Genomic DNA, 11,935 nt, shown 5'->3' with positions numbered 1-11,935 from the left:
GATAATATGGCAACAAAAGATTGGCCACTTTGGGAAATCTTCGTAAGAAGTAAAAACGGATTAGAACATAGACACTTTGGTAGCCTCCATGCCGCTGATGCTGAAATGGCTTTAGAAAATGCTCGTGACGTATATACGAGGCGAAATGAAGGTGTGAGTATTTGGGTGGTAGAATCAAAGCATATTACTGCGTCGAATCCAGAAAATAATGGAGAATTATTTGAGCCAGCTCAAGACAAAGTATATCGTCATCCGACATTTTACGATTTACCTGACGAAGTAAAACATATGTGACATCGATCTGTCATCCTGAACTTGATTCAGGATCTCATAAAACAGTAAATGAATGAAAAACGAAAATTTATACAACTACATTCTTGGTATCGCAGACAATAGTCTTATACTTGGGCAACGCATGGGAGAATTATGTGGTCATGGTCCAAGCCTAGAAACAGATATTGCTTGCACAAATATCTCTTTAGATTTATTCGGACAAGTACGTAGCTACTATCAGTATGCAGCAAAAATAGCTAGAGACGAAAGAGCTGAAGATGATATTGCAATGCTACGCAAAGAAAGAGAGTATAAAAACGTGCTCTTAGCTGAACAACCAAATACAAATTTTGCCTACACAATTGGGCGTCAGTTTTTATTTGATATCTACCATCTAGCATTCTTAACGGAGTTACAGAGAAGTAATGACCTAACACTTTCTGCTATTGCAAAAAAATGTATCAAAGAAGTGAGTTATCATGTGCGTTTTTCTTCAGATTGGATTAGGAGATTAGGAGATGGAACTGAAGAAAGTAATCAAAAAATGCAAGAAGCCATTGATGATTTATGGACATATACCGATGAATTATTTCATCAAACTAAAGCAGATAAGGCTATGGTTTCAGAAGATATTGGAGTTGATGTAACGGCTCTAAAAGAAGCCTATTACAATCAGGTGTCAGAAGTACTTGAAGAAGCTAACTTAAAGATTCCTGAATCTAAATGGTTTCAAAAAGGTGGTAAACAAGGGGTTCACACAGAGCATTTGGGATATTTATTGGCCGATTTGCAGTATATGCAACGTACCTATCCTAATATGGACTGGTAAAATTCCTGCAAAAGCAGGAATCTCATAAAACAAAACGAAATGTCATGCTGAGCTTGTCGAAGCATCTCAAATAATGATTAAAGTAGAACAACATATCGATAAAAAATTGATTCCAATTTTAGAGCAGGTTTCAGATCCAGAAATTCCTGTATTATCAATTATGGACATGGGAGTTGTACGTTCTGCTATTGTTGAAAATGATATTGTAAAAGTAGAAATTACACCTACGTATAGTGGTTGCCCAGCTATGGATGTTATAGGAGATGATATTAAAAAAGCATTACAAGATGTAGGTTATAGTTCGCAAGTCGAATTAATTCTTGCTCCAGCTTGGACAACCGATTGGATAACTCCGAAAGGTAGAAAAGCTTTAGAGGATTATGGTATTGCAGCACCTTTAGATGCTGAAGCAGATAAAAGTGTGCTGTTGGAAGGAAAGCGATTGGTAACATGCACTAATTGCGGTTCGCAAAATACACGATTGGTAAGTCAGTTTGGGTCAACAGCTTGTAAAGCGCAATTTCAGTGCGAAGATTGTCAAGAGCCATTTGATTATTTTAAATGCCTTAAATAGGCAAAATGAAACATAGGTATGAGTAATAATTCAATTGATTTAAAAATTGAAAGTAAAATAGCGTACATAACGCTTAACCGCCCAGAAGTATTTAATAGTTTCAATCGCGAAATGGCTTTACGATTACAAGCTGTTTTTGATGATTGTGAAACAAATGATGACGTTCGAGCGATTGTTCTTACTGGAAATGGAAAAGCATTCTGCGCAGGTCAGGATTTAAAAGAAGTAACTTCTCCAGAATTGAATCCTGGTTTCAAAAAAATCTTAGAAGAGCATTACAATCCAATCATCAAAAGAATCCGTTCAATTAAAAAGCCAATTATTGGAGCCATAAACGGTGTTGCAGCTGGGGCTGGAGCGAATATCGCCTTAGCTTGCGATATTGTAATTGCTCATGAAAAAGTGAGTTTTATTCAGGCATTTAGTTTAATAGGGCTGATTCCAGATAGTGCTGGCACCTTCTTTTTACCACGTTTAATCGGATTTCAAAAAGCGCAAGCATTGGCGATGTTAGGTGATAAAGTGTCAGCTGAAGAAGCAGAACGAATAGGGATGATCTACAGAGTTACTTCTTTAGAAAATTTTGAAAAAGAAGTTCAAGAATTAGCAATAAAATTGGCCAATATGCCCACGAAAGCTTTGGGGATGATTAAACAATTATTTAATGCATCAATGACTAATACTTTAGATGCACAATTAGATATGGAATCAAAATATCAAATAGAAGCAGCACAAAGTGAAGACTATGCTGAAGGAGTAGCCGCTTTTATTCAAAAACGCAAACCAGAATTCAAAGGCAGATAATTATGAATGTAGGAATTATTGGTTCTGGAACTATGGGAAGCGGTATTGCACAAGTCGCAGCAACCGCTGGATGTCAGGTAAAATTATATGATACTAACCAAGTAGCTCTAGACAAAGCTAAAACTAGCCTTGAAAAAATACTAAATCGTCTTATTGAAAAGGGCAGAATTGATGCTGATGAAAAAACCAGAATCCAGTCCAATATTTCTTATGTAGATAAATTAAAAGATCTAGCAGATTCCAACTTGACTATTGAAGCAATTATCGAAAATCTTGAGATTAAACAAAAGGTATTTTCAGAATTAGAAAGCTATGTATCTGTCGATTGCATTATTGCATCTAATACCTCATCGTTATCAATTGCATCCATTGCTTCATCATTACAGAAACCTGAGCGATGTATTGGGATTCACTTTTTCAACCCAGCACCTTTAATGAAATTGGTAGAGGTAATTCCTGCGATTCAAACTTCTCAAGAAGTTTTAGATAAATCTGTGGCAACCATTTATGATTGGAAAAAAGTAGTAGCTGTAGCTAAAGACACTCCCGGATTTATTGTGAATCGTGTGGCACGACCATTTTATGGTGAGTCCTTACGAATTTATGAAGAAGGCTTAGCTGATTTTGCAACGATTGACTGGAGTTTAAAAATCTTAGGAGGTTTTAGAATGGGTCCTTTTGAGTTAATGGATTTTATAGGGAATGATGTGAATTACACAGTAACCGAAACTGTATTTTCAGCATTCTATTTTGATCCAAGATATAAACCATCCTTTACCCAAAAAAGATTATCTGAAGCAGGTTACTTAGGTCGAAAATCTGGTAAAGGATATTATAATTATGCCGAAGATGCTGAGAAACCAAATCCTAAAGAAGACAAAGAATTAGCACAATATATTTTTGATCGTGTGTTGGTAATGTTAATCAATGAAGCTGCTGATGCATTGTTCTTAAATATTGCTTCGGCAGAAGATATTGATAGCGCCATGACTAAAGGGGTTAATTACCCAAAAGGTTTATTGGCTTGGGCTGACGAAAAAGGAATTGATTGGTGTGTAAATACATTAGATGTATTATATGATGAGTACCATGAAGACAGGTATCGTTGCAGTCCACTATTGCGTAAAATGAATAGAGAAAATAAAACGTTCTTTTAATGGAAGGCACTAAAATTCCATATAAGATGTTAAGTCAAGATGCTTTCAGCCAATGGTTAGGTATTGAGATTTTAGAATGCGAAATAGGTCGCTGTAAAGTGGCTATGACGATAAGAAAGGAGATGTTAAATAGCATGAACAAAGCTCATGGTGGAATTAGCTATTCATTAGCAGATACGGCATTCGGTTTTGCAGCCAATACACATGGTAAATATGCAGTTTCTATAGAAACTAGTATCAACCATATTGAAGCATTAGAGGAAGGCGATTATTTAGTGGCTGAAAGTATCATTGAAAAAGTAAATAACAAGTTAGGGTTTAATATTATTGAAGTAAAACGAGGCGATAAGTTAGTGGCCTTGTTCAAAGGCGTTGTCTATAGAACACAAAAAGATTGGGAAGAATAAATGCTAAAGTTCTTTCGAAATATTAGAAAATCATTGCTCTCTGAAGGCAAAACAGGTAAGTACCTCAAGTATGCCATAGGTGAAATTATCCTTGTGGTTATTGGTATTCTCATTGCTTTACAGATTAATAACTGGAACGAAGAAAAGAAAGGAAAAGCAGAGTTAAATCAATATTTATTGAGTTTAAAAGAGAATGTAGAAAGTGATATTGTGGTACTAGATTCTTTGGTGAAAAGAAGAGAATTAGTAGTAAAATATTGTAAAAAAGAACAACTGAATTTCTTAAATAAGGAGTATAATTTTTATGACACAAATTATGCGTTAACAGCATACGTCGATTTCTATTTTAAACCAAATACAAGTGGATATGATGCTTTAAAGAGTTCTCCTTATTTAGGAAAATTAAACGGTACAAAATTAAACAAAGTTCTTATAAATTATTACGGAAAAATTCACCAGATACAGGAGAATGAAAAAAGTTATAATGAGTTTTTAAAGACTTTAGAAGCTAAAATGGCCTACGATATAGATAGAAGTTTAATGATAGCTAATTTATTTGTAGATAGGCAGGTTTTGGCAGACACAAAAACAAGTCAAGAAGAAATAAATAGGTTTTTCGAAGAGCTACATAATACAGTTGCTTTTAGAAATGTTGTAAGTCAAGCGGCTCATCAAGATGGCAGCATTATCGAAAAATACATTAAGGCGAGAAGCATTGGGCTTAAAATTAGTAAAGAAATAGATAATATGATTAATAATTGATTAATCAATTTTTAATATGAAAGAAGCATATATAATAGACGGAATTAGAACACCTATAGGAAATTATAAAGGCACATTATCAGCTATTCGTACAGATGACTTAGGAGCAATTGTTATTAAGGAATTGGTAGAGCGAAATTCTAACATTCCTAAAGAGGCATATGATGATGTCTTTATGGGTTGTGCCAATCAAGCTGGTGAAGATAATCGTAATGTTGCTAGAATGTCATCGTTACTGGCTGGTTTACCTTTTACAGTTCCAGGTGAAACAGTGAATCGTTTATGTAGTTCAGGACTGTCAGCAATTATACATGCCAATCGTGCGATTAAAGCTGGTGATGGTGATCTTTTTATTTCTGGTGGTGTTGAGAATATGACGCGCGGACCATATGTAATTGCAAAACCATCAAGTGCTTTTGGTAACGATTCTAAAATGTACGATTCGAGTTTTGGGTGGCGGTTTATCAACCCGAAAATGCACGAATTATATGGCACGGACGGCATGGGGAATACAGCAGAAAATTTGGTAGAGAAATACAATATTTCTCGTGAAGATCAGGATAAATTTGCCCATTGGAGCCAAATGAAAGCAACAAAAGCACAAGAGAATGGACGCTTAGCAAAAGAAATTGTAACTGTTGAAATACCTCAACGCAAGAAAGATTCCATTATCTTTTCAAAAGATGAATTTGTAAAGCCAAATACTTCAATTGAAGTGTTAGCAAAATTAAGAGCTGCCTTTAAAAAAGAAGGTGGTAGCGTCACTGCAGGGAATTCATCAGGGCTCAATGATGGCGCTGCGGCAACGATTGTTGCTTCAGAAGATGCAGTAAAAAAATACAATCTAAATCCATTAGCAAGAATTGTAAGTTCTGCAGTAGTAGGTGTAGAGCCAAGAATTATGGGTATTGGCCCGGTTGAAGCCTCTAACAAGGCTTTAGCTAAAGCCGGACTGACCATGGACGATATGGATGTTATTGAGCTTAACGAAGCATTTGCAGCGCAAGCTTTAGCATGCACAAGAGCTTGGGGATTAGCGGATCACGACTCAAGGTTAAATCCAAATGGAGGATCAATTGCTATTGGTCATCCGTTAGGTGTTACTGGAGCAAGAATAGCCTATTCAGCGGCTTTAGAATTACAAGAACAAAACAAAAAGTATGCTCTCATAACAATGTGTGTAGGAGTTGGACAAGGTTACGCGGCTATTATAGAAAATATAAATTTATAACGATTCGTCATTCCTGCGTAGGCAGGAATCCATAAATAATTAAAAGATGAAGATACTAATCATAGGAGGAAACGGAACCATAGGTAAAAAAGTTACAGAACGCCTTTCAGCAAAACATGAAGTGCTTATAGCTGGAAGAAATTCTGGCGATATACAAGTTGACTTTTCTGATTCAAACTCTATTAAATCCATGTTTGAAACGGTTGGAAAAGTGGACGCTATAATTGCAATTGCCGGTGATGCTAAGTGGGATAAGTTTAAAAATCTCTCTGAAGATGATTTCTATATAGGTATTAAGAGTAAATTAATGGGGCAAGTCAATACTGTTAGAATTGGTAGAAACTATTTGAGTCCGGGAGGTTCAATAACCTTATCGACGGGAATATTAGCCGATGATCCTGTAGATATGACAACAAGTGCCGCAATGGTTAATGGTGCTATTCATAGTTTTGTAAAAGCGGTTGTTTTGGAGTTAGACAAAATAAGAGTCAACGTAGTGTGTTCTGACTTGGTTGAGGACTCTTTCGAAAAATATAAAGATTATTTTCCTGGAAATACACCAGTGCCTATGCGTAAAATTGTTGATGCGTATGTTAAAAGTGTAGAAGGAAAAATTAATGGAAGAATATTACGAATAATGGCATAAAAAGACATTATGAAAAAAATACAACATTACGTTCAAGGCAATTGGACAGAAGGTAAAGAAGAAGGCATTCCAGTATTTGATGCTGTTACTGGCGAGCCTTTTACTAGTGTAGCAATTGAAGGGTTAGATATTCCAGAAATACTTCAATATGGAAGGACAAAGGGCGGTGAAATACTTCGAAAAATGACCTATCAAGAGCGTGGTAATATGCTTAAAAAATTGGCATTATACCTTACAAAAAGAAAAGATGCCTTTTATGAGCTAAGTTATAGAACTGGAGCCACCAAAATTGATAGTTGGATCGATATTGAAGGTGGTTTTGGTAATCTTTTTGCCAATGCTTCATTAAGAAAACTATTCCCAAATCAACCTTTTCATGTTGAGGGTGACGCAATTGATTTATCAAGAGGCGGTCGCTTCATGGCGCATCATATTATGGTACCTAAAAAAGGTGTTGCTGTGCATATTAACGCTTTTAATTTCCCCGTTTGGGGAATGTTAGAAAAATGTGCAGTTAACTGGATGGCGGGCGTTCCGGCAGTTGTTTTGCCAGCACCATCATCATCTTATTTAGCAGAAGTTGTTGCAAAAGAGATTATTAATTCTGGTATTATACCAGAAGGGGCTTTGCAAATCATTAACGGTACTGTAAAAACTATTTTGGATACTGTTGAATCTCAAGATGTAGTAACCTTTACAGGATCAGCTGCTACAGGTCGCTTATTAAAGGCACATCCGAGAATTATACAAGAAGCTGTGCCTTTTACCATGGAAGCTGATTCGTTAAATGCTTCTATTTTAGGAGAAGACGCAGTACCTGGAACACCAGAATTTGACTTGTTTATCAAAGAAGTCCGCAAGGAAATGACAGTAAAATGTGGTCAGAAGTGTACAGCCATTAGAAGAATTATTGTTCCTGAAAGCTTAGTCGAAGATGTGCAAATCGCTTTAGGAAAAGCCTTGGATAAAGTAACCATTGGTGATCCTCGATTGAAAGAAGTGCGAATGGGTTCACTAATTAGTAAACAGCAAGTTGATGAAGTTAAAAAATCCGTTCAAGATATTGCTAAAGAAGCTCAAATTGTTTACGGTAATTTAGATAAAATAGATACCATTGGCGCTGATGCTACAAAAGGTGCATTTATAAGCCCGATTTTATTGAGAGCTGACAATCCTTTTAAAAGTACAGCTGTTCATGAACGTGAAGCTTTCGGACCAGTAAGTACCATCATGCCTTATAAAAGCCTTGATGAAGCTGTACAATTAGCGCAAATGGGAAAAGGATCTTTAGTGTCTTCTATTGCAACATTTGATGATAAAATTGCTAAAGATTATGTAGTGAATGCAGCTAGTCATCATGGGCGTATTTTGGTGATAAATCGTGAGATGGCCAAAGAAAGTACAGGTCATGGTTCGCCTTTGCCTAGTTTGGTACATGGCGGTCCGGGACGTGCTGGCGGCGGAGAAGAAATGGGAGGTATGCGTGGAATCAAGCACTATTTACAACGAACCGCAATTCAAGGCACACCAACTACCTTAACAGAAATCACAGGCATTTATCAGCCTAATGCCAACTATAAAGAGGCAGAACAGCATCCATTTAAATATCATTGGGAAGATATTGAGCCAGGAATGTCAATGAAAACGCATAAGCGTACCATTACAGATGCGGATATTATCAGTTTCGCTAATGTGACTTGGGATCACTTCTATGCACATACAGATATCACATCTTTAGATGGAAGTATTTTTGAAAAACGAACTGCACATGGATATTTTATTATATCAGCAGCAGCAGGATTATTTGTGTATCCGAATAAAGGACCGGTATCTGCAAATTACGGTTTAGAAGAATGTCGTTTCTTACGACCATTGTATCATAATGATACCATTTATGTTCGATTGACATGTAAACAAAAGATAGATCGTGATGTCGCTTCTGCAGAACATCCAAGCGGTATTGTAAAATGGTTTGCAGAAATTTTTGATGCTGAAGATGAATTGGTAGCACTAGCAACTGTATTAACTATGGTTCAGAAAAAGCAAGAGACTTTTGTTGATATTAATAGGCAAACTATTAAAACTTATTTAAATAATTTGACGGTAGAAACTAAACCTCTTTGGGGAAGTATGACACCACAACATATGGTCGAACATTTAGAATATTCTACAAGAATATCTTCGGGCGAGATACAGGGTTTTGAGTTTTCTACGCCAGAAAAAATTATGGAGAAAGTTCATAATACCCTGTACAATTATAATCCAATGCCTAGAAATCATGCAGCACCCGAAGTTTTAGAAAAGGAGCTGCAAGAGCTAAAGTATGACAGTTTAGAAACTGCTAAACAAAAATTATTAGAAGCATACGATGATTTTGAAGTTTATTTCAAAAAGAATCCTGAGGCAACATTAAAAAACATTGTTTTTGGCGACCTTAATAAATATGAGTGGAATTTGTTCCATAGAAAGCATTACAACCATCATTTCGAACAATTTGGATTGATTTAGTTTGTCATTCCGCACTTGATGCGGAATCATTAGAAAAGTAAAATGTAAAAATAGATTCCTGCCTTCGCAGGAATGACAAAAGAAAATATATGAGTGACCCTTATGTAAAATTAGAAATAGAAAACGAAGTAGGATACATTGAGTTTTTTCATCCTGCACACAACTCCTTACCTGGAGATATATTAGCAGAATTAGCACGAACGATTACTGATGCTGGAAGCAATAACGATATTAAAGTAATTGTTTTAAAAAGTGGCGGAGAAAGAACTTTCTGTGCAGGCGCGAGTTTCAAGGAGTTGATCAATATTAATGATGAAACCACCGGAAAAGTATTCTTTTCAGGTTTTGCCAATGTAATTAATGCGATGCGTAAATGTCCTAAATTCATAGTTGGTCGTGCTCAAGGAAAAACCGTTGGTGGTGGTGTAGGTTTAGCTTCAGCAACCGATTATTGTATGGCTACTAAATTTGCTGCGATTAAGCTCAGTGAATTAAATGTTGGCATTGGTCCTTTTGTAGTTGGTCCAGCAGTACAACGTAAATTAGGACTAAGCGGAATGTCGCAAATAGCAATAGACGCGAATAGTTTTTATCCGGCCGAATGGGCAAAACAAAAAGGTCTATTTACACATGTTTATGAAAGTACTGAAGAATTAGATGAGGCTGTAAAGACTTTTGCAGAGAATCTTTGCAATTACAATACAGAAGCCATGAAAGAGATGAAACAAATGTTCTGGAAAGGCACAGAAGATTGGGATACTTTATTAGCAGAACGTGCCGCTATAAGTGGTCGTTTGGTGTTGAGTGATTTTACTAAAGAAACTTTGAAGCGGTTTAAATAAATGATCTACGAGTTCCAAGGATATATACCAGTAGTTCACGAAAGCAGTTTTGTACATCCATTAGCTGCGGTAACTGGTAATGTTATAATTGGTAAAGATTGTTACATAGGTCCTGGAGCTGCTATTCGAGGTGATTGGGGACAGATCATATTAGAGGATGGAGTGAATGTGCAAGAAAATTGTACAATTCATATGTTTCCAGGAAAATCCATCACACTAAAAAAAAGTGCACATATTGGTCATGGTGCTATTATCCATGGAGCTAATTTGGGTCGAAATTGCCTAATAGGAATGAACACTGTTATTATGGATGATGCCGAAATTGGTGATGAATGTATTATTGGAGCAATGGCTTTTGTAAAAGCAGAAACCACAATACCAAAACGAAGTTTAGTTGTTGGTAATCCGGCGAAAATTGTGAAAGAAGTAACAGACGAAATGATTGCATGGAAAACAAAAGGCACACAATTATATCAGCAATTACCAAAAGAATGTAATGGGACTTTAAGAGAAGTTGAGCCTTTGAGAGAAGTACCGAAAAGTATGAAGTTACAAAAAGGTGTTTACAACACCATAAGAGATTTTATGAAAAAATAGAAATGTCGAAAGTTGAATTTAAAATGCCAAAATTGGGTGAAAGTATCACCGAAGCTGCCATCATAACATGGTTTAAAAATGTTGGCGATACTATTGAAGAAGACGAAATGTTTTTGGAGGTAGCTACTGACAAAGTAGATTCTGAAGTGCCTTCAAATGTATCTGGTGTTGTTGAAGAAATTTTATTTAAAGCTAATGAAGTTATAAAAATAGGTGAAACTATTGCGATCATTAAAGCTAATGGTGAAGCTTCAACAACTAAAAAAGAACTTAAAAAGTTTGAAAAGAAGGTAGAAAAACCTTCCGTTAAAACTAAAAAGTCAAAGCCTATTTCAGTTGTATCTTCAGAGAAATTTAGTGTTTCAAATTCTAACACGTTCTTTTCTCCATTAATTATAAAAATCGCTAAAGAGCACCATATAAGTTTTGAAGAATTAGCTCGAATTCCAGCAACAGGAAATGAAGGTCGGTTACGCAAAAGTGATGTTTTTCAATATATAGATGATGGTAGGCCGTATAAGTTTGCACTACCAGTTGTTCAAGATCCTACTGCTTATCGCATTCCTCAATTAACTTTCGATAAAGGAAAAGGTAAGATTGTAGAAATGGACAGAATGCGCCAAATGATTGCAGATCATATGGTCTATTCTAAACACACATCGCCACATGTTACTGCTTATGTAGAAGCTGATTTAACTAATTTGGTAGCATGGCGTAATGCTAATAAAAAAGCATTTCAAGAAAAGTATGGTGAACGACTAACATTTACACCACTATTTGTAGAAGCTGTTGCAAAAGCAGTTAAAGATTTTCCTAATATTAACGCTTCAGTAGATGGTAAGAATATCATCATAAAAGAAGACATCAATATTGGTATGGCTACTGCTTTACCAAGTGGAAATTTGATTGTTCCAGTAGTGCGAAATGCTGACCAAAAGGATTTATTAAAACTAGCTAAAGACGTTAATAAACTATCTTTAAAGGCAAGAGAAAATAAATTGAAAGCAGATGATATTCAGGCCAGTACATTCACCATTTCTAATGTAGGAACTTTTGGAAGTGTTATGGGAACACCAATTATCAATCAACCAGAAGTAGCTATTCTTGCCTTAGGAATTATAAAGAAGAGACCTGAAGTTATTGAAACCAAAAAAGGTGATGAGATAGCTATTAGAAGTATGATGTATTTGTCTTTGTCATTCGATCATCGCGTAGTAGATGGTTTCTTAGGTGGAAGTTTTGTGCGTCGTGTTGCAGATTATTTAGAGCAGTTTGCTATTGATAGAAAAATTTAATTAACTGTCA

At 35.8% G+C, this 11,935-nt stretch carries 13 protein-coding genes; all 13 read left to right on the top strand.

Annotated features, from left to right (window positions below; genetic code table 11):
- Nucleotides 1–6: 6 nt before the first annotated feature.
- The 13 genes from paaB to AC3IF2_RS13030 all read left to right on the top strand — a co-directional run bounded on the left by paaB (nt 7) and on the right by AC3IF2_RS13030 (nt 11,925).
- A complete protein-coding gene (gene paaB / locus AC3IF2_RS13090; RefSeq protein ID WP_480201821.1) occupies nt 7–294 on the top strand; it encodes a 1,2-phenylacetyl-CoA epoxidase subunit PaaB in 288 nt (95 codons plus the stop codon).
- Between the two features lie 52 nt (nt 295–346).
- Nucleotides 347–1,102: a 1,2-phenylacetyl-CoA epoxidase subunit PaaC gene (gene paaC, locus AC3IF2_RS13085; RefSeq protein ID WP_489167971.1), complete on the top strand. Its 756-nt coding sequence runs from the start codon at nt 347–349 to the stop codon at nt 1,100–1,102.
- Nucleotides 1,103–1,175: 73 nt separating this feature from the next.
- Nucleotides 1,176–1,676 (top strand): 1,2-phenylacetyl-CoA epoxidase subunit PaaD, encoded by a 501-nt coding sequence (paaD, locus tag AC3IF2_RS13080; protein WP_489167970.1) that lies wholly within the window; start codon nt 1,176–1,178, stop codon nt 1,674–1,676.
- A gap of 18 nt (nt 1,677–1,694) precedes the next feature.
- Entirely contained in the window at nt 1,695–2,480 is a 786-nt protein-coding gene (locus tag AC3IF2_RS13075; protein WP_489167969.1) for an enoyl-CoA hydratase-related protein, read from the top strand.
- Nucleotides 2,481–2,482: 2 nt separating this feature from the next.
- A complete protein-coding gene (locus tag AC3IF2_RS13070) occupies nt 2,483–3,637 on the top strand; it encodes a 3-hydroxyacyl-CoA dehydrogenase NAD-binding domain-containing protein (protein ID WP_489167967.1) in 1,155 nt (384 codons plus the stop codon).
- On the top strand, nt 3,637–4,044 hold the full coding sequence (locus AC3IF2_RS13065) for a PaaI family thioesterase (protein ID WP_489167966.1): 408 nt from the start codon (nt 3,637–3,639) through the stop codon (nt 4,042–4,044). The genes AC3IF2_RS13070 and AC3IF2_RS13065 overlap by 1 nt, the downstream gene beginning before the upstream one ends.
- A complete protein-coding gene (locus AC3IF2_RS13060) occupies nt 4,045–4,806 on the top strand; it encodes a DUF6090 family protein (RefSeq protein ID WP_489167964.1) in 762 nt (253 codons plus the stop codon).
- Nucleotides 4,807–4,822: 16 nt separating this feature from the next.
- A complete protein-coding gene (gene pcaF, locus AC3IF2_RS13055; RefSeq protein WP_489167963.1) occupies nt 4,823–6,037 on the top strand; it encodes a 3-oxoadipyl-CoA thiolase in 1,215 nt (404 codons plus the stop codon).
- Nucleotides 6,038–6,083: 46 nt separating this feature from the next.
- Nucleotides 6,084–6,683: a short chain dehydrogenase gene (locus tag AC3IF2_RS13050; protein WP_489167961.1), complete on the top strand. Its 600-nt coding sequence runs from the start codon at nt 6,084–6,086 to the stop codon at nt 6,681–6,683.
- 9 nt (nt 6,684–6,692) lie between these two features.
- The gene (gene paaZ / locus AC3IF2_RS13045) at nt 6,693–9,191 is read left to right on the top strand and encodes a phenylacetic acid degradation bifunctional protein PaaZ (protein ID WP_489167959.1); all 2,499 of its coding nucleotides are present in this window, start codon (nt 6,693–6,695) and stop codon (nt 9,189–9,191) included.
- A gap of 89 nt (nt 9,192–9,280) precedes the next feature.
- Nucleotides 9,281–10,033 (top strand): enoyl-CoA hydratase/isomerase family protein, encoded by a 753-nt coding sequence (locus AC3IF2_RS13040; RefSeq protein ID WP_489167957.1) that lies wholly within the window; start codon nt 9,281–9,283, stop codon nt 10,031–10,033.
- Entirely contained in the window at nt 10,034–10,630 is a 597-nt protein-coding gene (locus AC3IF2_RS13035) for an acyltransferase (RefSeq protein WP_489167955.1), read from the top strand.
- 2 nt (nt 10,631–10,632) lie between these two features.
- Nucleotides 10,633–11,925 carry a dihydrolipoamide acetyltransferase family protein gene (locus tag AC3IF2_RS13030; protein ID WP_489167954.1) on the top strand — a complete coding sequence of 431 codons (1,293 nt, stop codon included), beginning with the start codon at nt 10,633–10,635 and terminating at the stop codon, nt 11,923–11,925.
- Nucleotides 11,926–11,935 lie beyond the last annotated feature (10 nt).

Source organism: Maritimimonas rapanae (genome assembly GCF_057837205.1).
This window is presented reverse-complemented; position numbering and strand designations above follow the sequence as displayed.

Coding starts and splice junctions, on each gene's coding strand:
- paaB (WP_480201821.1), top strand. CDS start 7: ATGGCAACAAAAGATTGGCCACTTTGGGAAATCTTCGTAAGAAGTAAA.
- paaC (WP_489167971.1), top strand. CDS start 347: ATGAAAAACGAAAATTTATACAACTACATTCTTGGTATCGCAGACAAT.
- paaD (WP_489167970.1), top strand. CDS start 1,176: ATGATTAAAGTAGAACAACATATCGATAAAAAATTGATTCCAATTTTA.
- AC3IF2_RS13075 (WP_489167969.1), top strand. CDS start 1,695: ATGAGTAATAATTCAATTGATTTAAAAATTGAAAGTAAAATAGCGTAC.
- AC3IF2_RS13070 (WP_489167967.1), top strand. CDS start 2,483: ATGAATGTAGGAATTATTGGTTCTGGAACTATGGGAAGCGGTATTGCA.
- AC3IF2_RS13065 (WP_489167966.1), top strand. CDS start 3,637: ATGGAAGGCACTAAAATTCCATATAAGATGTTAAGTCAAGATGCTTTC.
- AC3IF2_RS13060 (WP_489167964.1), top strand. CDS start 4,045: ATGCTAAAGTTCTTTCGAAATATTAGAAAATCATTGCTCTCTGAAGGC.
- pcaF (WP_489167963.1), top strand. CDS start 4,823: ATGAAAGAAGCATATATAATAGACGGAATTAGAACACCTATAGGAAAT.
- AC3IF2_RS13050 (WP_489167961.1), top strand. CDS start 6,084: ATGAAGATACTAATCATAGGAGGAAACGGAACCATAGGTAAAAAAGTT.
- paaZ (WP_489167959.1), top strand. CDS start 6,693: ATGAAAAAAATACAACATTACGTTCAAGGCAATTGGACAGAAGGTAAA.
- AC3IF2_RS13040 (WP_489167957.1), top strand. CDS start 9,281: ATGAGTGACCCTTATGTAAAATTAGAAATAGAAAACGAAGTAGGATAC.
- AC3IF2_RS13035 (WP_489167955.1), top strand. CDS start 10,034: ATGATCTACGAGTTCCAAGGATATATACCAGTAGTTCACGAAAGCAGT.
- AC3IF2_RS13030 (WP_489167954.1), top strand. CDS start 10,633: ATGTCGAAAGTTGAATTTAAAATGCCAAAATTGGGTGAAAGTATCACC.